Consider the following 24,374-nt stretch of genomic DNA (forward strand, 5'->3'; position numbering starts at 1 on the left):
AACATAAAGACTTGAATAAAATATAATGAAAACGAGAGTCTGGGACATAAATAGATGTTTTAGACTCTTTTTCAATCCTAGTCATTCTTGAGGGGCAGGTAGGACTACGAAATCTTTATTAGAAGATTTGATTTCTGTTCACTTTATATTAAAAAAGTACTGTTGAATGTGGTTGAGATAAAAAACAATTAAAGTTCAAGGTTTAATGGATAACAAAAAAAGACAATCCATATGGATTGTCTTTTTGATGACACTAAAATTAGTGAATGTAGTTGTAACCTGAAGCTTCGCTTGCAGAGATTGTACGTGAAGTAACAACTCCAGCACCTTGGCCATAGTTCATTTCAGAAACGTTGATTGAACCGTCGCTGTTTACATTTTCAACGTATGCTACGTGGCCATATCCACCAGCAGTTGATTGTAAGATTGAACCTGAAGCAGGTGAGTTGTTTACTGTGTAACCTGAAGCAGCAGCTGCGCTTGCCCAGTTGTTAGCGTTACCCCAAGTTGAACCAATTTTACCGCCAACTTTGTCATATACATAATATGTACATTGTCCAGCTGTGTATAAGTTGTTTGAAGAACCTGAAGTATTAGAAATTGAGTTTGAACCATTTGAATTTGATGGCGCGCTAGTTGTACTTACTTTAACATTGCTGTTTGAAGTAGAGTGAGAAACTGCACCTTTACCACCAGTACCTTGGTTATTAGTTGTATATGATTGAGTTGCATTATTGTTAGTTGAGTTAGCATTGCTGTAACCGTTGCTAGTGTGACCTTGGTCACTGTTGCTTGGGTTCCAGTTACCTTGCCAAGTGTAGTGGTATTGACCTTGTTGATCTATAGTATAAGAATAGCTATATGAACTTGGGTCATTTGGGTTGTACCCACTATTGTTGTTTTCTGCTGCATCTGCATCATGTTGTGCAAAAGCAAAAGTAGCGATTCCTGCAGTAGCGATAGTAGCTGTAGCGATTTTTTTCATTGTTAAATATCCTCCTAAGAATAGTAAATAATTTAAAATTTAGTTTTAATTTTATCCCAGTCTCTAAACGACAATTTTTATAATTTTTATTCGCTGTTTCAACGACAAGAATTACTTTACCAAAAAATAAGTGATTTGTGTGCGTTGTTATCATTTTGTAATTTAGTTCTAATAATTAACCCCTTTATGTAACAAATAAATCGAGGTGTGACATAGGACTAAAGACCGGTGGTATCATGTTTTAGTATAATAAAGTGTAAAATAGCACTTTATTATATTACAAAGCTGTAAAATAACAGAAAATTACAAATGGGAGAATATGAGACTATTTATATATTTAAAATAACAAAAAATTACTTTGCGACCATTTTATGATTTACTAATTATATTAAGTTAAATGTAATTTGTACCTAAATAAATGTTTTAGTTTTGTTTGAGCAATGATATTGACACTTAATGGAGAAGAGATTATGATATTGAGTATAAAAATTATACTAATTTGAGAGGTGAATGAATGAAAATAGAATTAGGTTTAACTTCTTTTGCAGATAATATGGATTTGCACACAGAAGTAGGTACTCAACCTGGTATATCAAATGCGCAAAGAATTCGTAACATAATAGAAGAAGTTGAAACCGCTGATCAATATGGACTTGATGTTTATGGCTTAGGAGAGCATCATAGACCAGATTACGCTGTATCAGATCCAGTTACTGTGTTAGCAGCTGCTGCAACAAATACACATCATATTAAACTGAGTAGTGCTGTAACTGTATTGTCATCGGATGACCCAGTACGTGTATATGAACGTTTTTCTACATTAGATGCAGTTTCTAATGGACGTGCTGAAATAATGGTAGGTAGAGGTTCATTTATAGAGTCTTTTCCATTATTTGGTTATAATTTGAAAGATTATGAAAAGCTCTTTAATGAGAAGATTGATTTATTAATGCACATTAATCGTAATGAAATTGTTAATTGGGAAGGACAAATCCGACCGTCTATAGAAAATCTAGGTGTTTATCCAAGGGCAGAACATCGACCCCTACCAATTACAATAGCAACAGGTGGTACACCAGAATCTTCATTAAAAGCAGGAGCGTTAGGTTTACCAATAACTTATGCTATAATTGGTGGTGATCCAAAAAGGTTCAAAAGAAATATAGATATGTATAAATCTATAGCAGAATCTTATGGACATGATATTAAAGCTTTACCTATTGCAACACATTCATGGGGTTATATTGCTGAAACCGATGAACAAGCTAAACGTGAATTCTTCCCATCAGTAAAGGCAAGTCATGATATATTGGCAAAAGAACGTGGTTGGCCAATGTATGATGAAAATAGTTTTGAACGTGAGGCTGGATCACAAGGTGCATTGTATGTTGGCAGTCCAGAAACTGTAGCAAATAAAATCATTGAAACAGTTGAAGCATTAGGCATTACACGTTTTATGTTGCATACCCCAGTGGGATCTATTCCTCATGAAAGAACAATCAATACGATTAAATTATTGGCTGAACGTGTAAAACCTATTGTAGATAAATATTTTGAAAACAAATAAAAGGAGATTTTGTAATGATATTACGTTATTTAACAAATTTAAAATTAGCTAAAGAATTATATGGTGCGGCAAAACCTAAAATAAAAGGTGACCAATCTATGAAAGATACGTTTGTTGAAGTATTCAACTTACCAGCAAATGCAGTACCATTAGCAGGTGCTGTTGAAGCGTTAAGTGCAGTATTCTTCGTATTAAGTTTTGCAAGTAAAAGATTATCACGTCTTGGTTCATTGCTAACAATCGCAGTATTAGGTGTAGCAGCATATAAACACTTTGAAGCAGGTCATGGTAAAGCAGGCGCTAAACATGCTTTAGATTTAACTGGATTAGCAGCATTAAGCTTCTTAGACACATTTGACTGTAAGAAAAAATAAGTTGCTTCATTTTTGACTATAAAGTGAAGGATGTAACCATACATTGGTATATCTAGATACTAGAAGTTACTTACTTTTTTAATGAAAGATAAATAACCTAAGACTGCCAACAAAGTCTCCGACCTTGTTGGCAGTTTTTTTATGCCCATTTTCCGAAGGTACGGTCTTAGCCAACAGTCTTCGGCTAATGCTTTTCTCACTAGAGTCAATTTAAATTGCTGTCGATAGGATATGAAAAATAGGATGTTTGATAAATTAAAAAGCAATTCAGTCATTTAGCGCATCATTAGTATGTCGCTAATAAATTATAATTTGAGTTAAGCATATTGAGTATTACAGAAAAATTTTTTAGATCGTTTATTGATGACACATGCATATAAAGAAAAATATAAAAATAGGCAAATTCACTACAAATTTATTTAGTGTTTTTCTCTATATGCTAATGGCTATTTGCGTTTTTAACGAAAAGTAAATAGCCTTTTTTTATTGAAAAATTTTCATACAAAAACACTATGCATTTTGTAAGTTAGAAGATTTGATATTTACAATGGATAACACATTCTTTTTTTAGTAATAAAAAGAATGAATAGCTTAATAAAATTTGAAAATGAAAAGTAAATATTAAAAAAATAGTATGAAATTTTAATATTTCACATAGTTGGTCATATTGAATTCGTTTTAGAAAATGGGATAAAATTAATGTATTAATATTGTTAAGCATCACTAAAACAGATATTAACATCAAGAAAAAACATAAGGAGTGGTTGTATGAATTCACAAACATTTAAATCATTAAATGAGCTTATATCTACGTATCAACAGGGGAAAAAATTTTTTAAGTTCAGTAAACGAGAGTATAAATTAAATTATGAAGAAATATTTATCTTAAATTATATTTATAATTGTGAAGATAATGAAATTACTGCAAAAGATATTGCAAAACACTCAGAACTACAACCGTATTATTTAACGAAAGCTTTGCAAAAATTAATAAAAATGAATTTCTTAAGTAAAAAAAGGAGTGAAATAGACGAAAGAACAGTTGTAGTTTATGTGAATGAGCAACAACGTAAAAGCATTAATGAAATGATTGAAGCATTACAACGCTCATTATAATCATGATAGAATCCCTATAAAATGAAAAATTTTGCGTAAGCCATAACAAGACTAATATTTTGAAAATGCAATTTTATATTATTAGTTATATATTGTACTATAATATGTTTTTGAAAACAAATTAACTGTGGTATACTTATATTTGTTAAATGAAAGCGCATGCATAAAAGCGGGAAAGGTGTTATTATGAATTTACTTATAGGGATTATATTCTTGGGCATCGTGTTATGCTTATTTACATTATTCACAAGCAAAGCACCAAATGGTAGTAAAGCGATGGGGGCACTTGCAATGCTGCCATTGCATCATTTTTAGTTGAAGCATTTCACAAATATGTCGGCGGTGATTTAATTGGGTTACCTTTTTTAGGTCAACTTGGTGAAGCGGCAGGTGGGCTTGGTGGTGTTGCAGCAGCAGGGTTAGTAGCACTAGCTATGGGTGTGTCTCCTGTTTATGCATTTGTTATTGCAGTTTCATGTGGCAATATGGACTTGTTACCAGGTTTTGTTGCGGCTTATATTGCAAGTTTTGGTATGAAATGGATGGAAGAAAAGTTACCTGATGGGCTTGATTTAATAGCGGCAATCATTGTCATCGCACCTATTACAAGATTGATTGCAACGGGTATGACGCCAGTTGTAGATGCTTCTTTAATGCAAATCGGTAATATCATTAAAGAGTCTACAACTTCGAGTCCAATACTAATGGGTGTGGTATTAGGTAGTATTATCACGGTTGTAGCTACTGCACCATTAAGTTCAATGGCATTAACTGCTTTATTTGGATTAACTGGTACACCTATGGCTATCGGAGCATTAGCAGTGTTTGGTTCGTCATTCATGAATTTTGTATTATTCAAAAGAATGAAGTTTGGTGATCGCAAAACAACCATTTCAGTTGCAATTGAACCTTTGTCACAAGCAGATATCGTAACTGCAAACCCAGTACCTGTTTATATTACAAATTTTGTTGGTGGCGCAATATCAGGCGTAATCATTGCTTCATTTGGTTTGGTGAATGAAGCAACTGGAACAGCTACGCCAATTGCAGGACTGATGTTAATGTTTGGGTTTAACAATGCACTTACTGTGATTACAGTGGCATTGATGTGTGCATTAAGCAGTGCAATTTGTGGTTATTTAGGGTCACTCGTATTTAAAAACTATCCAATTATTACAAAGTACGAATTGCAAAATGGTACAATGCCCAAAAAACTTAAACAATATTATAAATTAAAAAAAACAATGTGCAGAAAGCTTAGCATAATAAAACAGGGATTGAAATCACGAAATTATTATAGAAAAATGAGACGACGCCCTATGGGTCTGTCATAATTCATAAAAAATTGATCTTCTATGATTATTGTTGAAGGACAAAAAAATCTAGTTTCTTCCTATTTAACTAGTAATCATTCATCTGTAACAAGTAGTAGATAATTATTGACGAAAATCTAGCATTTGTTATGTATACTTATAAAATAAAAACGCGCCGGTTGAATGTTCGAATTTCAACTGGCGCGTTTTAATATAACTTCTGGAATAAAAATTTTATGACGCATTCGTTTGCATATAACGTAATGAGCTTGTTTCCATTTTATTAAATATATATTCTAAAATCATTGCTAATAACCAATAAAACATTGCAGCAACAGTGTAGACTGTTATGAAACGGTATCCTTCATTGGCAATAATGTGACTGACTGCCATAATTTCAGTGACTTGAACTGCAAACGCTAGGGAAGTTCCTTTGATTAAAATGATGAATTGATTTTCAATATTAGGTAACGCATAAGCAAATGCTTGAGGTAGCACGATTTCTTTATATATATGAAATCTCGTAAGCCCTACAGATTGTGCAGCTTCTATTTGTTCATAATCGACAGATTGCAATCCGCTTTTAATAGATTCTGAAAGGTAGGCAACAGCATGTAATGAAAATACAATAAATGCAATGATTAATGGAGAAAAAATATCAGGATTTATATGCCATTGCAAATGCTCGTTTAAGAATAAAATAAAGGCTGGTAGACCATAATAGACAATGAATAACTGAACGATCAGCGGTGTACTTCTGAAAAAAGAATTGTATATTATAATGAACTGAGATAATACAGGTATACGTTTTAAGCGAATCATTGCGAAGATTAATCCAATGAACAGACCAATGATAATGGCAACAAGTGAAATCATGATTGTATTTGGCACGCCTTTGAGTACTTCAAATATAGTATAAAAAATAAATGACATAGGTCTGTCCTCCTTAAATTTGGTATGGTTTTTGGGCACGTTTATCAATGATTGTAAATACGCCTTGGATAATTAAAGCGATGAGCCAATAAACAACAGAAATGACAATATATACTTCTAACATACCTAAACCATAATTATTACCAATAATTAATTTGACTTGTCCCATCATGTCGATGATTCCGATAGTAAAAGCCAAAGAAGTATCTTTTACAAGTTCGATGATTTGTGTTGTTAAATTTGGAATACTATTGCGCAGCGCTTGTGGTAAGATGATCTCTTTTAATATTCTAGGGTATGTTAAACCTATGGATAAACCTGCTTCAATTTGTCGGTAGTCTACAGATTGGTAACCTGCGCGAATAATTTCAGATAAATAAGCACCAGTGTGTAATGTGAAAGCTAAAATCACAAAAAATAATCTACTGAAATGATTGATATCAATATGTACAAACAACAATAACTGAGGTAAAGCAAAATAAACTAAGAAAAGTTGTAATAGTAAAGGTGTGCTACGAATAAAAGAAATATAGACTTTGACGACAGGTGACAATAATTTAATTTTTTGTATTCGTATGGTTGCTAAAATAAAACCGAGTATCAGTGCAAAAATGAGCGATAAAACAATCATCAATAATGTCAAAGGTAATTGTTGCAAGACTTGATATAATAAATCCAACCAATTTACTGATTGCATTAGCGATGCACCTCCAATTGTGATTTTTTCTTATTAATATCATCTAAATCTTCAAAGACATTAATATCAAAATATTTTTTTGAAAGCGCTTGTAGTTTGCCTTCTTTCTTCAATTCAATCGTAGCCTGGTCAATGTCATCATGTAATTGTTGATGCTTTTTATTGTAAACGATGTGTAATGGTTCTTTTTTAACAATACCACCGATTTTTACATCTTCTTTGACTTGAGATTGTATGGCTTTATAAGTGTTCCAATTCAAAAGCATGGCGTCTCGACGTTGCTGACTAACCATTTTTAAATTATCGCCATTCGAAGGTTCTTGTATCGTATTGACTTGAATCTTATCTGTATGATTTTTATTATATTCAGATAAGATAGAATACAAGCCACCACTAGGAGCCATTGGTGTAATATTTTTCCCTGGTAAATCATCTAAATGATGTATGTCGTTGTTATCACGGTTAACAACGAGCAAAGGTAAAGCATAACTATATGGCTCATCTTGATATAGAAATTGTTTTTCACGTTCAGGTGTTTTGAAGAACCAGTTAATCCCCATATCAAACTTTCCAGCACCAATGCCTACCAAGTTGGATTCTTCTTCGCCTACTTCATATTTGAAATCATATTGTGGTAATTTTTTTTCAAGTAATTTCATATATTCCATATCGAGTCCAATAAATTCGTTGTTTTTCGTAGTGTATAAGTAGGGTGGATTAACTTCTGCTGACAATGCGACTTTAATTTCCTTTTTGTGTGATGAAGTATCATCATTATGAGTAGCATTACAAGCAGACAATAAGAAACATAAAGCGCATAACATCATGAAGAAATATTTTTTGTGTCGTAGCATTAAACATCACGCTCCGTGCCAACATGATTTAAGAAACGCTGGATTCTTTTTGACTTAGTGTTTTCCAATACTTCATGTGGTGTACCACGATGAATAATGTGTCCATCATCAATAAATAGCACTTGGTCAGCGATTGCTTTTGCAAATTGTATTTCGTGAGTAACTAAGACCATTGTCATACCTTCTTGGGCAATCGATTTGATTAGAGAGAGTACGCTTTGTATAGATTCTGGATCCAAGGCTGAGGTTGGTTCATCAAGCAGTAGTACATCAGGATTTAAGGCAAGTGCACGAATGATTCCGATACGTTGACTTTGCCCACCAGATAATTGACTTGGATATTTATCTTTTTGTTTTAATAAATCAATTCTATTTAAATAAGACAGTGCGATGTCATTGGCTTCAGCATGGCTATAATTTTCCCCATATTTTAAACCGACAGTAATATTTTCTAATATTGTTTTATTTTTAAAAAGATTATAATTTTGAAAAACCATCGCGGATTTTTGACGTAATTTGAATATATCTTTTTTATTATGTTTAGAAGCATCAAAGCTTGTATCCCCAATAGTAATAGTCCCTGATTTCGCTAAAGCAAGTGCATTTAGTGTGCGTAAGAGTGTTGTTTTACCAGAACCACTGGGTCCGATAATAGCTGTGACTGTACCTTTATCCTGTGAGAAACTGACGTCATTCAGTATCGTATTCTCATTGTATTTATGTATAAGATGATTAACTGTAATCATATGTGTCCCCCCAATATACCAATAATTATAAATTATCATAATAAATCTTATCGGTAAAGTAAGGATTTGGGGTAGAAACCTTTATTTAAGCCATATCGAGTGTTAAACTTATACTTATATAGAAAGAAATATAATGGACGAGGTGGAAAAAATGGAAGATTCTGCATTAATACATACAGATATTCAAGAAAAATGGATAGCAAAATTGAATACAGTAAAAGATAAATTTAGATCACATGCAGTCTATAATGATCAACATTCTAGGTTTCCATATGAAAATATTGAGTGGTTAGTTAATGAAGGTTATACATTATTAACTTTACCTAAAGCATACGGTGGCGAAGGTGCCTCAGTTGAAGATATGGTTATTATTCAAACCTATTTAGGCTCTATTGATGGTGCAACGGCACTTTCAATTGGCTGGCATCTTAGTGTTGTGGGTCAATTATATGAACAAAAGATGTGGGATGAATCCATGTTAAATCAATTTGCGGAATCTATCAGAAAAGGTGCACTGGTTAATAGAGCTGTAAGTGAAGCGGAAACAGGGAGTCCTACACGAGGTGGTAGACCTGCTACGAATGCAATTAAAAATGAAAATGGCTATATATTAAATGGTGTTAAAACATTTACTTCTATGAGTAAGGGGCTCACGCATTTTATTGTGAGTGCATATGATGAAACGATTGAGCAAGTAGGATTTTATCTTATAGAAAAGGATACACCAGGCGTAGAAATTGCAGATAATTGGAATATGGTAGGAATGAGAGCTACAGAAAGTCACGATTTAATATTAAATGATGTTCAAATACCAGAACAGAATTTTGTAGAAATTAGAGGCGCTGGTGGTAAAAAACCAAACGGCTGGATTCTACATATCCCAAGTACTTATTTAGGCATTGCGCAAGCAGCACGAGATTATGCTGTTGACTTTGCTAAAACTTATAGCCCTAATAGTATAGAAGGTACGATAGGAGATATAACAACCGTTCAGCAAAATATTGGCAAAATGGAATCCTTGCTATTATCTGCGCGTCACTTTTTATGGAGTACAGCGTCATTATATTCAAATACCCATTCAGATAAAGCTATATGGAATGAAACATCTGCTAGTAAGGTGTTAGTCATGAATCAAGGACTCGAAGTAATTGATATTGCCATGCGTATTGTCGGTGCTAAGAGCCTTGAAATGGAACGTCCGTTACAACGTTATTATCGAGATATGAGAGCAGGTTTACACAATCCACCAATGGAAGATATGGCATATACTAATATTGCTAAGAGTGTATTAGATAGATTTTAGAAAGTATAAAGACTTGAGAAAGTTTCATTTAATAGTTGTAATTAAAATGCATTTAGACATAGTGTCTGAATGCATTTTTTTAATAACTTAAAAAGCTAAAAATTGACTTTTTACTATTGTAAAATTACTAGAGTCATTATATAATCAATTGGTACTGATAATCATTTTCAATGGAGGAGAATTATGAAAAAATTATTGTTTCCGTTACTTGCTTTAATGCTTATTTTAGCCGCATGTGGTAATAAATCAGATAGTGACTCAAATAGCGACAAAAAGGAAGAAACAAAATCATATAAATTAGATAGTGGAAAAAGTATCGATATTCCTAAAAATCCAGAGCGTATTGCCGTTGTGGCGCCTACATATGCCGGTGGTATTAAATATCTTGGTGGTAAGATTGTGGCAGTAAATGAACAAGTCGATAACAGCAAATTACTTAAAGATAAATTTAAAGGTGTAGAAAAAATTGGGGAAAATGATGTAGAAAAGGTTGCAAAAACAAAACCTGATTTAATCGTTGTTTATTCAACAGATAAAAATATTAAAAAATATGAAAAAATTGCACCTACAGTTGTGTATGACTATGGTAAACATAAGTATTTAGATCAACAAAGAGAATTAGGGAAATTATTAGGTAAAGAAGATGAAGTAAAATCTTGGGAAGATAAATGGAAATCACAAACTAAAAAAGATGGACAAGAAATAAAAGATAAAATAGGCGAAGATGCTACTGTTTCAATCTTTGATGAATTTGATAAAAAACTATATAGCTATGGTCCTAACTGGGGTCGTGGTGGCGAAGTATTATATCAAGCATTTGGTCTGAAGATACCTGATAAACTAAATGATTTAGTTAAAAAAGAAGGATGGGCAGAAGTTAAACAAGAAAAAATTGCTTATTATGCCGGCGACTATATTGTTTCAACAAGTGAAGGTAAATCAACACCTGCTTATGAAAAAACAGACTTATGGAATAATATTCCAGCGGTACAACAAGATCATGTAATTAAAGTTCAAGCTGAGACATATTGGTACAATGATCCATACACATTAGAATTTATGAGAAAAGATTTAAAAGAAAAATTTTTAAACAATTAAACTAAATTATCAGTACGCTAAATCAATTTGATTGTATGTAGTAAATAATAAGTGCTTTAGGACAGAAAGACTCATTTTTAAAACATTCTAAGATTAGCTATGAAGAAATCTTTACAATAGATTTTTTCATAGCTATTTTTATAGTTTCAAAGAGGAAGGCGCTGCATGTATATGCTAAGGGTAAGGTATAAATATGTAGTTTTTCATTCATAATATGATATTAAACATCAGCATGTTATAAAATGGGTGCAATATATTTATTTTATTAAAGAGTTTATGTGGTCTTATGCTTGTGATGATTTAATGGTTAAAATACTAAAAATGCAACCTAATGTAAACTTTTTATTTTTTAAAGTTTACATTCGTGATATAATTTCTTCATCGAGGAGGAATAACTATGACAACAAAAAGATTAGTATATACAGCATTGATGACAGCAATGATAGCGGTACTAGGCTTTGTGCCTGCGATACCATTGCCGGTAATGCCAGTACCCATTGTTTTACAAAATATAGGTATATTTCTAGCAGCGATACTTCTTGGACGTAAATATGGGACTTTAAGTGTCATTGTTTTACTATTACTAGTAGCAACAGGTCTACCATTATTATCTGGCGGCCGTGGCGGTATTGGTGTATTTGCAGGACCTTCAGCAGGTTTTTTATTTATGTATCCAGTGATTACATACCTGATTGGTTTAGTGAGAGATTTATATTTTAATAAAATGAATTTTGTTGTATTATTAGGTACAACAATTGTGTTCGGTGTATTACTGTTGGATATTGTAGGCACTATCATTATGGGGTGGATAACACATTTACCAATATCTAAGTCAGTAATGCTTTCATTCGTCTTTATGCCTGGAGATTTATTAAAAGCGATTATTGCGAGTTTAATAGGCAATACAATGTTAAACCATAGTCAATTCAAACAATTAATGAAGTAAAAACATATAGGGAAGGTGTATAAATTGGTCATTTCTATGAATGATATTTTTCAACAAGGCACGGTTTATCAAGATGATAATAGTAAAACCATTTATTTAACACCTGAGGAACCGTTAGTATATGATACAAACAAATGGATATATAAGCGAATGCCTACGCTTAATTCTTGGAAATTAGATATGGCTTACCAACAATTTATGCATAAACAACAAGGATCTTCCCACCTTGCATTTACTTTTCCTGAAAATGAGCACCTAGATCAACAATGGTTGGATGAAATAAAAGCATTAGAATTTGAGTTAGGGATTATGGAGCTTTACGCTATCGAACCTCAGCATATCCATCAAGCTATAAACTCAGAAATAGATGTTACAATCGTGAACGATGAAACACTTGAAGATTATATAGCTATTTATCGTAGGTTTGCTGAACCGTATGGGCTAGCATATGCACAAGAAAGTATACAGATGATTCGTAATCAATTTCCACAAGAAAATAAATTGAGAATATTAGCATATAAGGGTGAAGTCCCAGTAGGTATATTAGATTTAATTGTGTCCGCATCGGCGATGGAAATAGATGGATTTGGCGTGTTGGATGAATATCAAAGGCAAGGCATAGGCAGTGTGATGCAATCATTTGTAGCACAGATTGCGAAAGACAAAACGATAATATTGATAGCTGATGGTGAGGATAGCGCGAAAGATATGTATATAAAGCAAGGTTATATCTTTATTAGCTACTGTTATCAAATACTAAAAGAGCATATTTAAAATAATATCAAACGATACTATTATAATAGGAGTAAAGCGGAGACGTAGTTTGTTGATTTATCAACTAATTACATCTCCGCTATTTTTATGCGTTCAGGGTGACTATAAATATTAAAATTTCCTTCTCTAATAAAACCAATGGCTGTAATATTTAAATCTTGTGCGAGTGTTATGGCTAGCGTGGTTGGCGCGGATTTAGAAAGAATAACGCCCACACCGATTTTAGCGGCTTTAATTAATATTTCAGAAGAGATTCTACCACTAAATATAAGTACTTTATTACGTACTGGTATATGTCTTTCGATACAGTAACCATAAAGTTTATCCAGTGCGTTGTGGCGTCCGATATCTTGACGATGTTCGAAAAACGTATCTCCATCACTAATGGCTGCATTGTGTAAACCACCTGTTTGTTTGAATACTTCACTAGCGCTTTGTAAACGTGTCATCATATTCAGTACTTGTTGAGGATTTAATTCAATATTTGACATTGACGTCTTTGCTACTGCTGCATCATTTTGAAAATAAAATTCTCTGCTTTTACCACAACAGGATGCAATCATGCGTTTAGTAGAATACTCGAAGCGTTCTCCTAAGGATTTTGTTAACTCAACGTGCGCAAACCCCTTACTATCATCTATTTGAATAGACTTTAAATCATCGCTTCTTAATATAGCACCTTCAGAAGCTAAAAAACCAAGTGTAAGTTCTTCCATATGATTTGGACTACAAATAACTGTAGCAAATTCTTCACCATTCACCATAATAGTTAATGGAAATTCAGTAACATAGTGATCTTTTTTTTCTATCAGTTTACCATCTTCAAAGCGTACAATTGTTTGATTTGTCAAAACATCTTCATGCATACAAGCACCTCATTTCATATTCTATTATTATTTTAGCTTATTTTTAGTTGTAAAAAAATGATTCGGTTTATAAAGGTATTATCATTACACGATTCTGTTTATAAGTTGCTTTTAACGATTAATCAGATTTAGTTACGTCACAATTGATTTAACATAAAGTGAGAAGTAAACTTAAGGTAAACAATACTAATAGAGGTGATACATGAATGGCAAGTATTAGGGATATTGCACGTCAAGCTGAAGTAAGTCCAGGTACTGTTTCACGTGTTTTAAACAATGATCCAACTTTATCCGTTGCTAAAGAAACGCGGACACGCATAAATCAAATCGCACAAGCGTTACAATACGAAAAAGTTACTAGAAAAAATAAACGTATCCAAATTATTACATACGCTTCTCGAGAGAAAGAAATGTCGGATCCATATTATAGAGAAATCCGATTAGCGATAGAAGCAGAAGTTAAAAGATTAAACTTATCCCTTAAGCGAACAATTAGAATTGATGGGCAACAAGATCATATCGATTTAAACAAAATTGAAAATGCAGGCGCCATTATTGTAATTGGGAATTTTTCTGTAGATGCATTGAACAAATTGAAAACGCACAACGCTAACATGGTGGTCATTAATAATCCAAATACACCTAAATCTATTGATGCTGTGTATTCTGATTTGGATGATGCAATGACAGAACTGCTTAATCGCATTTTAGATAAAGGTCTAACGAAAATTGCATATATTGGTGGGCACCATACAATACGAGAGTTGAATGGTATAACAACTACTAACGCAGCAGATGTTAGATACCAAGCATATCAATCATGGTGTGAAAAACATGACGTCGAAGAAATAGTGTTACTCAATGGATGGGGAAAAACACAGGGAGAGGATGCAGTGAAAGTTTATTTAGAAAGTGATCATGCGTTTCCTCAAGTATTTATTGCTGGCAACGATATGATTGCAATCGGTATTTTACAACAATTGCAACTAAATAAAAAAGCAATCCCTGAAGAAGTGAAATTAATTAGTTTTAATGATTTAGAAGTGATTCAATATGCAGTGCCTTCAATTAGTAGCGTGCATATTCCTGTCGATGAATTTGGGAGAACTGCTGTCAGAATGGCAGAAGAACGTATCAATAACACAAGGCAAATCGCAATTCATGTTGTTGTAGAAGCGAAACTCAAAGCAAGAAACACATTTAAAGTATAGTTAACTTTATTGACAAAACATTTAGTAAACAAGTAAACTTTAATTGTGTTTACTAAAGGGCCGATAGGTATGTGAGATGGTTTAGAAAAAGGAGTGGCAAGCTTATGTTACAGGAAATGCACAAAAAGTTTGAATCTTTATTTGATGTAAAAGCAGATGTGAGGGCGTTTGCACCGGGACGAATTAATCTAATTGGGGAACATACTGATTATAACGGTGGTTATGTATTTCCAGCTGCAATAGAACTGGGGACATATGGTTTAGCATCTAAAAGAACGGATCGTATCATTCAATTATATTCAAATAATTTTGAAGATACAGGTATTGTATCTTTTACATTAGATGAACTTGAATTTAATGAGCAACACGATTGGGCAAACTACCCTAAGGGTGTCGTTAAATATTTAAAAGAAGAATTTAATGATATCAATCAAGGATTCAATATTTTAGTTGAAGGAAATATACCGAATGGTGCGAGTTTATCGTCATCAGCTTCTATTGAATTACTAACTGGCTGGCTAATTAAACAATTATTTAATTTGCATTTAGAGCGCTTACAGTTAATTAAATTAGGACAAGTCGTTGAAAATAAATTTATGGGTGTGAATTCAGGTATAATGGACCAATTTATTATTGGTATGGGTAAAGCAGAGCATGCCATATTATTAGACACCGCTACACTTGATTTTGACTATGTACCTGCTAAATTTGGAGATTATGTCATCTCAATTATGAATACAAATAAAAGACGTTCACTAACTGAAAGTAAATATAATGAACGTAGATCTGAGTGTGAAAACGCACTCTCACAATTACAGCAGCAATTAGAAATCACATCTTTAGGTGAATTATCTTTAGCGCAATTTGAGAAGTACCAATCACTTATTACTGATGAGGTCGTATGTAGACGTGCCAAACACGCGATTTCAGAAAATGAGAGAACGAAGCTTGCACATAAAGCATTGGCTGATAATAACTTTGAACAATTTGGGCAATTACTCAATGCATCACACAAATCATTAAAAGAAGACTACGAAGTTACAGGTATTGAATTAGATACCTTAGCTGAAACAGCTCAGCAAGTAGAGGGTGTATTAGGCGCAAGAATGACAGGTGCTGGTTTTGCAGGATGTGCCATTGCTTTAGTGGATAAAAATAGTATACAGAAGTTAGAAGATGAAGTATCAAAAGCATATATTGATAAAATTGGTTATGCACCTTCGTTTTATCATGTGGGTATAAGTGATGGCGTTAAGGCTTTGTAAGCAATACAAAATGATTAAAAGAAAGGATTTTGAATATGTCTGTTTTAGTATTAGGTGGCGCTGGATATATTGGTAGTCATGCGGTGGATCAATTAATAAGTAGAGGTTACGACGTCGTTGTTGTAGATAATTTAGGGACAGGTCATCGTGCAGCTGTAAATAAAGATGCACGATTTTATGAAGGCGATATACGTGATAAGCCATTTTTAGATCAGGTGTTTACAACTGAAACAATAGAAGGTGTCTTCCATTTCTGTGCATATTCGTTAGTAGGTGAATCTGTTGAGAAACCGTTAGCGTATTTCAACAATAATGTGAATGGTTTACAAGTGTTATTAGAAGTCATGTATGATCATCAAGTAAAACATATTATCTTTTCCTCAACTGCAGCAGTATATGGAGAACCAGATACAGTGCCTATTACTGAAGCAGATTCTAAAACACCGACGAGTCCTTATGGTGAAAGTAAGTTAATGATGGAAAAAATGATGCATTGGAGTCACAATGCTTACGGTGTTAATTATGCAGCCTTGCGTTACTTTAATGTAGCGGGTGCAAAAGAAGAGGGCACTATAGGTGAAGACCACCGTCCAGAGACGCATTTAGTGCCAATTGTATTACAAGTTGCATTGGGACAAAGAGAAGCATTAACGATATTTGGTGATGACTATGATACGGAAGATGGTTCATGTATTCGTGACTACCTTCACGTTGTCGACTTAATAGATGCACATATTTTAGCTTACCAACATTTACAAAATGGTGGGGAATCTGGCGCATTTAATTTAGGAAGTAGTCAAGGGTACTCAGTATTTGAGATATTAGAAGCGGCTCGAAAGGTGACAAACAAACCAATTGAAGCGAAGGTTGGACCTAGAAGAGCTGGAGACCCTAGTAAATTAGTTGCATCAAGTGATAAAGCACAATCAATACTTGGTTGGAAACCAAAACATGATAATATACATGTCATTATTGATTCAGCTTGGCGCTGGCATAATCAACATCCAAACGGTTATCAAGAAGATACGGAGGTATAAGGCATGTTATTAAATCAACAATTAGTACAGCAATTTGTCACACAGGCAATTGCATTTGGTGATTATGAACAAGAAGATAACATTTATATTCAAAATCAACTGCTCCGAATTTTAAATGCAATAGGTATTGATGTTGATAATGAATCACCACTAAACCAAGATGCCACTGCAAATGCGATTGCTCAGTATTGGATTGAACAAGCAGTTAATGAAAACTGCCTAGAAGATGCATTATATAAAAAAGAAATCGTTGAAGCACAAATATTAGATTTAATAACACCTCGACCTTCAGTTATTAATCGAAATTTTGTAGAAGCCTATAAAAAATCACCGGAAACAGCTACTAATTATTTTTATGAAATAACTAAACGGAATCATTATGTAAAAGAAGATGCTATTGCTAATAATATTAATTATGAAGTAGAAACAGAATACGGTGATATTGAAATTACAATCAATTTATCTAAACCTGAAAAAGATGCAAAGCAAATTGCGAAAGCTAAAGCTGAACCAGCTAAACATTATCCTAAATGTGCACTATGTATTGAAAATGAAGGCTACCAAGGTTCGGTTACACAAGCAGCTCGTACGAATCATCGTATTATACGATTGAAATTAGACGGAAAGTCGTGGGGATTCCAATATTCACCATATGCTTATTTTCCAGAGCATAGCATTGTGTTATCTGAACATCATGTGCCTATGGAAATTAATAAACAAACATTTGTTAATTTGTTAGCGTTTATTGAACAATTTCCACATTATTTTATTGGATCTAATGCAGACATTCCATTAGTTGGTGGATCGATTTTATCACATAATCATTATCAGGCTGGCAAACATGTATTTCCTATGGATAATGCGGCAGAAATAGAGCGGTTTACAATGAATGAATTTTCATCGGTAACAGCGAGTACATTGAATTGGCCAATGAGTGTGATTCGATTAAAAAGCGAAAATCGCGATGAATTAATTAATGCAGCAACATATGTGATGAATACGTGGAATCAATACTCAGATGAAACGATAGATGTAAGGGCATTTAGTAATGATGGTGAAAGACATCATACTGTAACACCGATTGCACGTTATAGACAATCACAATATGAATTAGATATCGTTTTAAGAGATAATCAAACTTCCGAAGCATTTCCAGATGGCATATTCCATCCACATGAGGATGTACAACATATTAAAAAAGAGAACATCGGTTTAATAGAAGTGATGGGTACGGCGATATTACCAGGGCGCTTAAAAGAGGAATTACAACAAGTAAAAACGTATCTTGTGGGTGATAACCAATTAGATTTCGGTATGCACCAACAATGGGCTGAAAATATGAAGCGCACTTATGATATCAATAAACAAAATGTTGACGACATCGTTGATAAAGAAGTCGGTTATAAATTTAAACGTGTGTTAGAAGATGCAGGTGTTTTTAAAAATACCGATACTGGACGCCAAGCATTTAAACGCTTTATCAAACATTTATAATAAAAGCAGCGCATGTCGAATTGATTAGGCTATGTTTAAAAACGCGCTATATTTTATGACATGTTATAAACTGAAAATATTTTTGTCTCAAGGCGGAGTGAAGAAATCAAACTGGACTCATTGATTTCTTCACTCCGCTCTTTTATTTTCTTGATTACAAGCATATAATAAAAGAAAATAGGAGTGATTATTTTGAAAATTAAATTTAAATATTTAATTATTTCATTTATTGTTTTATGTCTTGTGTTAGCAGGATGTTCAAATGGTGATAATAAGGATAATAGTAAAACGAAAAGCGATGAAAAAGCAAAACAAGAATTACATGTTTCTGCAGCAGCAAGTCTAACGGATGTCACTAAGGATTTAGAAAAAGCTTTTAAAAAAGATCATAAAGATGTAGACGTTTCTTTTAATTATGGTGGTTCAGGTGCTTTAAGACAACAAATAGAAAAAGGTGCACCAGTAGATGTATTTATGTCTGCAAATACAAAAGATGTGGACGGACTAGTTGATAAAGACAAAGCACAAAATACATATGAGTATGCTAAAAACCAACTAGTATTAATTGGTGAAAAAGATAGCAACTATCATTCGGTAACTGATATACAAGGCGATGATAAGTTAGCCATTGGTGAAGCAAAATCAGTACCTGCAGGTAAATATGCTGAGCAATATTTAAAAGATAATCATTTATTCGATAAAGTGAAACCAAATTTAGTTTATGCCAAAGATGTGCGTCAAGTATTAAACTATGTTGAAAAAGGTAATGCACAATTAGGTTATGTGTATAAAACAGATTTATATCAATCACAACAAAATGGTAGTAGTAAAGTGAAAGAAATCAATACAGCCGATTTGAAAAAACCAATTACTTATAAAGCAGCTACTACAACAGATAAAAAGTTAGCGAAAGAATGGATAGATTTCTTAAAAACAGATAAGGCCAAAGATATTTTGAAAAAATATCAATTTGATGCATAGGAGGATTTAGCAATGCCAGATATTACACCATTTTGGATATCACTTAAAGTAGCCGTTATAAGTACTATCATAGTAACTTTAATTGGCGTAGTCATTTCAAAATGGTTATATAGACGCCATGGTATCATTGCTAGAATCTTAGAAAGTATCATAGTCTTACCTATTGTTTTACCACCGACTGTGATGGGGTTCATCTTGCTCATAGTGTTTTCACCAAGAAGTTATATTGGGGCATTTTTTGCTAATGTATTACACTTACCCGTAGTGTTTACATTGACTGGTGCAGTCATTGCCTCTGTGATCGTCAGTTTTCCATTGATGTACCAACATACTGTACAAGGTTTCCGCAGTATAGATCATAAGATGCTAAATACAGCTAGGACAATGGGAGCCAGTGAAAGTAAAATATTTTTTAAATTAATTCTACCGCTATCTAAACGTGCAATATTATCTGGTGTAATGATGAGCTTTGCAAGAGCAATTGGTGAATTTGGCGCTACGCTTATGGTGGCTGGCTATATTCCAAACAAGACAAATACATTACCATTAGAGATTTATTTCTTGGTTGAACAAGGTAAGGAAAATCAAGCATGGTTATGGGTGATTGTATTGGTAGCATTTGCGATAACTGTTATAGGTACAATTAATTTATTAAATAAAGATCGTTATCGGGAGGTAGATTAATTGTTACATATACATCTGACACATCAGCTTAAAGCAACACCATTAAGCATACAAATTAATGATGATAAACCAAAGATATATGCAATTAAAGGGCCCTCCGGTATTGGCAAGACGACAATATTAAATATGATAGCGGGTTTAAGGCAACCTGACAACGCATTTATACAAGTGAATAAACGTATTATTTCAGATTCAGCACATGCGATTGATGTGAAAATTCAAAAAAGAAATATTGGCTATCTTTTCCAAGATTACCAACTTTTTCCTAACATGAATGTCTATCAAAATATTACTTTCATGGCACAACCTTCTGATCATATCGATAAATTGATGAAACAACTAAATATTGATCACCTAAAAGATCAATATCCTATGCGTTTATCAGGTGGAGAAGCACAACGCGTGGCTTTAGCTAGAACACTGAGTACAAAGCCAGACTTGATTCTGTTAGATGAACCATTTTCAAGTCTAGACGATTCGACTAAGCATGAAAGTATCCAACTTGTGCAACGTATATTTGAAAAGTGGCAAATTTCTATTATCTTTGTTACACATTCAAATTATGAGGCCACCTCACTAGCGCATGAAATCATCACTATTGGCTAAAATCATTTTCCAAATATAAACTTCAATACTTAAAAACCTGTATGACATAGATAATAGCTATACAGGTTTTTTTAAAAGTATAAGACAAACATCTATAATATGAATGTATTTTTTGATAAATTCAAATGATAATAAGCATCATTTTATTTTAGAAGGGGTGTATATATGAAGATAGAATTTTTAGGAACAGCAGGTGGGTTTCCGTCACTTTATAAGTCCCATTCGCAACATTTACAAGCAATACATAGAACTGGACCAGCTATTTATATACATGACCTCCAATTATTAATTGATACTTCTGAGGATATATTTTATCAATTACGCCGTTCAGAAATTTATGATATAAAATATGGCATATATTCGCATTGGCATCCTGATCATACGATGGGTATAAGAATTTGGGAAACATTAAATTTTGATTTTATAAATAAAGTACCACAATCCAAAAAATCGAAAATAATCCTTACAGAGCAACATGTAAATGATTTTAAAAAATATTTTGGTCATTGGGATCATTTAAACTATCTAGGTGATTTAGGTGTAATTGAAAAAGAGATTATTCCTAACAATGGTCAAATAAAGATAGGTGAAACGACTATAGAGTGGATTCAGCTAGCAGAAGACATTGCATTTGGATTTTATATTACGACATCCACATTACGCATTTTAATTATCCCGGATGAAATTAAAGGTTATCACCCAATAGAAAAATTGAAGAACGTTGATGTTGCGATTTTACCATTTGGTAGTAATGAAGTTAATCCAGTTACCAAAGAACGAATTCACGAAAATGGTATGCTAGCAGCGTTAGGTGAAATTACTTTTCAAGAAAGTGTGACTATCGCGCGTGAAATCAATGCAACACACACTTACTTTACACACATAGAAGCAACGGAAAACTTAAATGAAACACACATTGAACAATTAGAACAGCAATTAAAAGAGGAAGGATTGTTGACTACCATTGCTTACGATGGTTTACAAATTACAATAGAATAAATATGGCAACAACCATTAATAAAGTACCCTTCAAAGCCTACACAACAAAGTGAAATGGAGAAGGGTACTTTTTTAGTTAAATATTGATCAGCTTTGTGAAGCGCTAGTTTGATTTGGAATAGGAAAATAATCAAAAATTTCTCCGGAATGTAGTGCTTCGGAAAGTGTAGATAGCCAAGCATAATAGACTTTGGAATGTTCAATTTGTTCTAACATTTTATTGGCATCTTCAATCCATTCTGGTTCTGCATCTTCAGAATCAATAATAGGGAAGAGTAATTTTTCTGCTCGTTGAATGGCTTCTAAATTTAATTTGATTTCACGATTCCATTTTTGCGAGAAAAAATTACCGAAAAACGTAAAGAAATCTTTTTCTGCTGTAAAGTGTTGTTTTCTGCTACCTCTAATAAATTGTTGCTTTACACCATCAAATTCTTGTAGTCGTTTAACACCGGCACTCATACTTGGTTTACTCATTTGTAACTCATAACGCATTTCATCTAATGTCATGCTTTTTTGTTCGAAAACCATCGTGCCATAAAGATTACCTACACTCCGATTGACACCGTAAAGATCCATTGTTTCTCCAATAGAGTTAATTACGATATCTTTCGCTTCTTCTAATAGTTGTTCAAAGTTTTTTGATCGCGCCATGAATTCACCTCAAAATAATATTTGATTCATTGTACCATGAAGTTAAGATAATAGGATATGTTCAGAATGTTGAAAATACTTGTCTATATTAATGAAAGATAAAATAAAAACACGCATTAGAGCTGAATAAAGATAAGGGGAAACACTACTTTATAACAATATTAATTTTAAACCGTTGTTACATTGGAGACCAAGATTTATAATAGAAATAATGATGTGAAGAGAGGGTTATTCGTGTGACACAGGATCGATATTCAAGACAAATGTTATTTAAACATATTGGATCAAACGGACAGGATAAAATTAAGAGACAGCATGTACTTATTGTTGGTATGGGTGCTTTAGGTACACATCTTGCAGAGGGTTTAGTGCGCTCTGGCATAGGTGAACTTACGATTGTGGATAGAGATTATATTGAATACAGTAATCTTCAAAGGCAAACATTATTTTCAGAAGCGGATGCAGATGCAGCATTGCCTAAGGTCATTGCTGCAGAAACAAAATTATTAGCAATTCGTAAAGATGTCGTCATACACAGTCATATCGCACATGTTGATCGTCAATTTTTAGAAGCGCATGCTACAAATATTTCTTTGATTTTAGATGCTACAGATAATTTTGAAACGCGGCAATTAATTAATGACTATGCGTATCAACAGAATATACCATGGATTTATGGTGGTGTAGTGCAAAGTACTTATATAGAAGCTGCATTTATACCTGGCACAACACCGTGCTTTAATTGCATGGTACCACAATTGCCAACCATCAATATGACGTGTGATACGGTAGGTGTTATACAACCCGCTGTAACGATGACGACAAGTTTACAAGTACGCGATGCATTGAAACTATTGATAGAACATACGCCTGATACTAAATTGACTTATGGTGATTTATGGGAAGGTACACATTTTAGCTTTGGATTTAGTAAATTATATAGAACAAATTGTCCAACTTGTGGTCAAAATCCAACATATCCCCATTTAAATGAAACCAAACGTCAGTATGTTAGTTTGTGTGGAAGAGATACGGTGCAATATGAAAACCCTAATATTTCCCAGGAAATGCTAGGTGTATTTTTAAATCAACACAAAATCGCATTTAAACGTAACCCTTATATCATTCAATTTCAATATAAAGGTTATCGTATCGTCAGTTTTAAAGGTGGACGTATGCTGATACATGGCATGAAGCAACCACAAGAAGCAATTAAATTAATAAATCAATTATTTGGATAAATGAGGTGGGCATCGTGCATACAAATGTGCAATTAGACAAAGATATAAAATGTGCTATTTTAACCGTTTCTGATACAAGAGATTATGAAACGGATAGGGGGGGCCAATTGGCTCAATCACTACTTTCTGAATTGAATGTAAGTATTGCTACTGAGCATTATCGAATTGTTAAAGATGAACAAGACTTAATTCAAAAACAACTACAAGAATGGTTAAAGGAAGATATAGATGTCATTATTACAACTGGTGGTACAGGGATTGCTCAGAGGGACGTTACAATAGAAGCTGTATCAGCACTAATCACAAAAGAAATTGAGGGTTTTGGTGAATTATTTAGATATTTGAGTTATACCGAAGATGCTGGAACACGCGCACTTTTATCAAGAGCGATTGCAGGCGCAGTTGGAGATAAGTTGATTTTTAGCATTCCTGGTTCAACAGGCGCTGTTAAATTAGCGTTGAACAAGTTGATAAAACCAGAATTAAATCACCTAGTGAATGAAATCACTAAATAACAAAAGCGCCAAGTGTAGCTTGAATTCTGATTTATTTAATAGAATTGCGACACTTCGCGCTCAGTTTATATAGTTTCTACTAAAAAATGATGGTCATGACTTCAGTTTACTTTGG

Annotated in this window: 24 protein-coding genes and 1 pseudogene; 18 read left to right on the plus strand and 7 right to left on the minus strand. The window is 33.2% G+C overall.

The annotated features are described in order from the left end of the window. Positions 1–259 precede the first annotated feature (259 nt). Positions 260–985, minus strand: coding sequence for a CHAP domain-containing protein (locus KA893_RS08850; RefSeq protein WP_002482563.1), 726 nt, complete (start codon positions 983–985; stop codon positions 260–262). Positions 986–1,499: 514 nt separating this feature from the next. Here KA893_RS08850 and KA893_RS08855 point away from each other — a divergent pair. The 4 genes and pseudogenes from KA893_RS08855 to KA893_RS08870 all read left to right on the plus strand — a co-directional run. Next, positions 1,500–2,552: an LLM class flavin-dependent oxidoreductase gene (locus KA893_RS08855; RefSeq protein ID WP_002482564.1), complete on the plus strand. Its 1,053-nt coding sequence runs from the start codon at positions 1,500–1,502 to the stop codon at positions 2,550–2,552. 14 nt (positions 2,553–2,566) lie between these two features. Then, positions 2,567–2,926: a hypothetical protein gene (locus KA893_RS08860; RefSeq protein ID WP_011302556.1), complete on the plus strand. Its 360-nt coding sequence runs from the start codon at positions 2,567–2,569 to the stop codon at positions 2,924–2,926. Positions 2,927–3,694: 768 nt separating this feature from the next. Next, positions 3,695–4,042, plus strand: coding sequence for a transcriptional regulator, SarA/Rot family (locus tag KA893_RS08865; protein ID WP_002482566.1), 348 nt, complete (start codon positions 3,695–3,697; stop codon positions 4,040–4,042). 186 nt (positions 4,043–4,228) lie between these two features. Next, a pseudogene (locus KA893_RS08870) lies at positions 4,229–5,238 on the plus strand (PTS sugar transporter subunit IIC); the annotation flags it as partial. Between the two features lie 351 nt (positions 5,239–5,589). On the opposite strand, the gene KA893_RS08875 reads toward KA893_RS08870, so the two are convergent. Genes KA893_RS08875 through KA893_RS08890 form a run of 4 tightly spaced genes read right to left on the minus strand, consistent with a single transcriptional unit; the run spans position 5,590 to position 8,585 of the window. Beyond that, positions 5,590–6,288 (minus strand): amino acid ABC transporter permease, encoded by a 699-nt coding sequence (locus tag KA893_RS08875; RefSeq protein ID WP_210125745.1) that lies wholly within the window; start codon positions 6,286–6,288, stop codon positions 5,590–5,592. Between the two features lie 13 nt (positions 6,289–6,301). Then, positions 6,302–6,985: an amino acid ABC transporter permease gene (locus tag KA893_RS08880; protein WP_037537886.1), complete on the minus strand. Its 684-nt coding sequence runs from the start codon at positions 6,983–6,985 to the stop codon at positions 6,302–6,304. Beyond that, positions 6,985–7,812 carry an amino acid ABC transporter substrate-binding protein gene (locus KA893_RS08885; protein WP_370874424.1) on the minus strand — a complete coding sequence of 276 codons (828 nt, stop codon included), beginning with the start codon at positions 7,810–7,812 and terminating at the stop codon, positions 6,985–6,987. Before KA893_RS08885 ends, KA893_RS08880 begins: the two co-directional genes overlap by 1 nt. Before the next feature lie 26 nt (positions 7,813–7,838). Next, a complete protein-coding gene (locus KA893_RS08890; RefSeq protein ID WP_069821529.1) occupies positions 7,839–8,585 on the minus strand; it encodes an amino acid ABC transporter ATP-binding protein in 747 nt (248 codons plus the stop codon). A 151-nt stretch (positions 8,586–8,736) separates the two neighbouring features. Here KA893_RS08890 and KA893_RS08895 point away from each other — a divergent pair, with 151 nt between their 5' ends. The 4 genes from KA893_RS08895 to KA893_RS08910 all read left to right on the plus strand — a co-directional run bounded on the left by KA893_RS08895 (position 8,737) and on the right by KA893_RS08910 (position 12,706). Further along, entirely contained in the window at positions 8,737–9,888 is a 1,152-nt protein-coding gene (locus KA893_RS08895) for an acyl-CoA dehydrogenase family protein (protein WP_037537889.1), read from the plus strand. A gap of 183 nt (positions 9,889–10,071) precedes the next feature. Further along, positions 10,072–10,986 carry an ABC transporter substrate-binding protein gene (locus tag KA893_RS08900; protein WP_041079134.1) on the plus strand — a complete coding sequence of 305 codons (915 nt, stop codon included), beginning with the start codon at positions 10,072–10,074 and terminating at the stop codon, positions 10,984–10,986. A gap of 397 nt (positions 10,987–11,383) precedes the next feature. After that, positions 11,384–11,932, plus strand: coding sequence for a biotin transporter BioY (locus KA893_RS08905; protein ID WP_011302565.1), 549 nt, complete (start codon positions 11,384–11,386; stop codon positions 11,930–11,932). A 36-nt stretch (positions 11,933–11,968) separates the two neighbouring features. Then, positions 11,969–12,706 (plus strand): GNAT family N-acetyltransferase, encoded by a 738-nt coding sequence (locus tag KA893_RS08910; RefSeq protein ID WP_002482576.1) that lies wholly within the window; start codon positions 11,969–11,971, stop codon positions 12,704–12,706. A gap of 68 nt (positions 12,707–12,774) precedes the next feature. Here the strand turns inward: KA893_RS08910 and fdhD are convergent, their stop codons facing one another. Continuing rightward, positions 12,775–13,572: a formate dehydrogenase accessory sulfurtransferase FdhD gene (fdhD, locus tag KA893_RS08915; protein WP_002482577.1), complete on the minus strand. Its 798-nt coding sequence runs from the start codon at positions 13,570–13,572 to the stop codon at positions 12,775–12,777. A gap of 206 nt (positions 13,573–13,778) precedes the next feature. Between fdhD and KA893_RS08920 the strand changes: the two genes are divergently transcribed. The 8 genes from KA893_RS08920 to KA893_RS08955 all read left to right on the plus strand — a co-directional run bounded on the left by KA893_RS08920 (position 13,779) and on the right by KA893_RS08955 (position 21,849). Next, complete coding sequence (locus KA893_RS08920; RefSeq protein ID WP_115338414.1) at positions 13,779–14,783, plus strand: LacI family DNA-binding transcriptional regulator; 1,005 nt, start codon at positions 13,779–13,781, stop codon at positions 14,781–14,783. Positions 14,784–14,887: 104 nt separating this feature from the next. Then, positions 14,888–16,048, plus strand: a complete 1,161-nt coding sequence (locus tag KA893_RS08925) for a galactokinase (protein WP_011302569.1) — start codon at positions 14,888–14,890, stop codon at positions 16,046–16,048. A 35-nt stretch (positions 16,049–16,083) separates the two neighbouring features. Then, a complete protein-coding gene (gene galE / locus KA893_RS08930; protein ID WP_129303597.1) occupies positions 16,084–17,085 on the plus strand; it encodes a UDP-glucose 4-epimerase GalE in 1,002 nt (333 codons plus the stop codon). Between the two features lie 3 nt (positions 17,086–17,088). After that, positions 17,089–18,579, plus strand: a complete 1,491-nt coding sequence (gene galT / locus KA893_RS08935; RefSeq protein WP_210125747.1) for a UDP-glucose--hexose-1-phosphate uridylyltransferase — start codon at positions 17,089–17,091, stop codon at positions 18,577–18,579. A gap of 198 nt (positions 18,580–18,777) precedes the next feature. Then, a complete protein-coding gene (gene modA, locus KA893_RS08940) occupies positions 18,778–19,560 on the plus strand; it encodes a molybdate ABC transporter substrate-binding protein (RefSeq protein ID WP_037537991.1) in 783 nt (260 codons plus the stop codon). 12 nt (positions 19,561–19,572) lie between these two features. Beyond that, entirely contained in the window at positions 19,573–20,244 is a 672-nt protein-coding gene (gene modB / locus KA893_RS08945; protein WP_002482583.1) for a molybdate ABC transporter permease subunit, read from the plus strand. Beyond that, the gene (locus tag KA893_RS08950) at positions 20,245–20,850 is read left to right on the plus strand and encodes an ATP-binding cassette domain-containing protein (protein WP_002482584.1); all 606 of its coding nucleotides are present in this window, start codon (positions 20,245–20,247) and stop codon (positions 20,848–20,850) included. A gap of 165 nt (positions 20,851–21,015) precedes the next feature. Further along, entirely contained in the window at positions 21,016–21,849 is an 834-nt protein-coding gene (locus KA893_RS08955; RefSeq protein ID WP_069821525.1) for an MBL fold metallo-hydrolase, read from the plus strand. A gap of 87 nt (positions 21,850–21,936) precedes the next feature. On the opposite strand, the gene cudC is transcribed toward KA893_RS08955, so the two are convergent. Continuing rightward, positions 21,937–22,503, minus strand: a complete 567-nt coding sequence (cudC, locus tag KA893_RS08960; protein ID WP_002482586.1) for a choline uptake/conversion transcriptional regulator CudC — start codon at positions 22,501–22,503, stop codon at positions 21,937–21,939. 236 nt (positions 22,504–22,739) lie between these two features. Here cudC and KA893_RS08965 point away from each other — a divergent pair, with 236 nt between their 5' ends. Together KA893_RS08965 and KA893_RS08970 are read left to right on the plus strand one after the other, a co-directional pair. After that, complete coding sequence (locus KA893_RS08965; protein WP_069826091.1) at positions 22,740–23,744, plus strand: ThiF family adenylyltransferase; 1,005 nt, start codon at positions 22,740–22,742, stop codon at positions 23,742–23,744. Positions 23,745–23,758: 14 nt separating this feature from the next. Beyond that, complete coding sequence (locus KA893_RS08970; protein WP_069821523.1) at positions 23,759–24,259, plus strand: MogA/MoaB family molybdenum cofactor biosynthesis protein; 501 nt, start codon at positions 23,759–23,761, stop codon at positions 24,257–24,259. Positions 24,260–24,374: the final 115 nt, after the last annotated feature.

Source organism: Staphylococcus sp. GDY8P126P, from assembly GCF_017891965.1.
Classification (GTDB): domain Bacteria; phylum Bacillota; class Bacilli; order Staphylococcales; family Staphylococcaceae; genus Staphylococcus; species Staphylococcus saprophyticus.

Bases quoted from the DNA above. Each gene is read 5' to 3' on its own strand.
- KA893_RS08850 (WP_002482563.1), bottom strand. From the start codon at position 985: ATGAAAAAAATCGCTACAGCTACTATCGCTACTGCAGGAATCGCTACT.
- KA893_RS08855 (WP_002482564.1), top strand. From the start codon at position 1,500: ATGAAAATAGAATTAGGTTTAACTTCTTTTGCAGATAATATGGATTTG.
- KA893_RS08860 (WP_011302556.1), top strand. From the start codon at position 2,567: ATGATATTACGTTATTTAACAAATTTAAAATTAGCTAAAGAATTATAT.
- KA893_RS08865 (WP_002482566.1), top strand. From the start codon at position 3,695: ATGAATTCACAAACATTTAAATCATTAAATGAGCTTATATCTACGTAT.
- KA893_RS08875 (WP_210125745.1), bottom strand. From the start codon at position 6,288: ATGTCATTTATTTTTTATACTATATTTGAAGTACTCAAAGGCGTGCCA.
- KA893_RS08880 (WP_037537886.1), bottom strand. From the start codon at position 6,985: ATGCAATCAGTAAATTGGTTGGATTTATTATATCAAGTCTTGCAACAA.
- KA893_RS08885 (WP_370874424.1), bottom strand. From the start codon at position 7,812: ATGATGTTATGCGCTTTATGTTTCTTATTGTCTGCTTGTAATGCTACT.
- KA893_RS08890 (WP_069821529.1), bottom strand. From the start codon at position 8,585: ATGATTACAGTTAATCATCTTATACATAAATACAATGAGAATACGATA.
- KA893_RS08895 (WP_037537889.1), top strand. From the start codon at position 8,737: ATGGAAGATTCTGCATTAATACATACAGATATTCAAGAAAAATGGATA.
- KA893_RS08900 (WP_041079134.1), top strand. From the start codon at position 10,072: ATGAAAAAATTATTGTTTCCGTTACTTGCTTTAATGCTTATTTTAGCC.
- KA893_RS08905 (WP_011302565.1), top strand. From the start codon at position 11,384: ATGACAACAAAAAGATTAGTATATACAGCATTGATGACAGCAATGATA.
- KA893_RS08910 (WP_002482576.1), top strand. From the start codon at position 11,969: ATGAATGATATTTTTCAACAAGGCACGGTTTATCAAGATGATAATAGT.
- fdhD (WP_002482577.1), bottom strand. From the start codon at position 13,572: ATGCATGAAGATGTTTTGACAAATCAAACAATTGTACGCTTTGAAGAT.
- KA893_RS08920 (WP_115338414.1), top strand. From the start codon at position 13,779: ATGGCAAGTATTAGGGATATTGCACGTCAAGCTGAAGTAAGTCCAGGT.
- KA893_RS08925 (WP_011302569.1), top strand. From the start codon at position 14,888: ATGTTACAGGAAATGCACAAAAAGTTTGAATCTTTATTTGATGTAAAA.
- galE (WP_129303597.1), top strand. From the start codon at position 16,084: ATGTCTGTTTTAGTATTAGGTGGCGCTGGATATATTGGTAGTCATGCG.
- galT (WP_210125747.1), top strand. From the start codon at position 17,089: ATGTTATTAAATCAACAATTAGTACAGCAATTTGTCACACAGGCAATT.
- modB (WP_002482583.1), top strand. From the start codon at position 19,573: ATGCCAGATATTACACCATTTTGGATATCACTTAAAGTAGCCGTTATA.
- KA893_RS08955 (WP_069821525.1), top strand. From the start codon at position 21,016: ATGAAGATAGAATTTTTAGGAACAGCAGGTGGGTTTCCGTCACTTTAT.
- cudC (WP_002482586.1), bottom strand. From the start codon at position 22,503: ATGGCGCGATCAAAAAACTTTGAACAACTATTAGAAGAAGCGAAAGAT.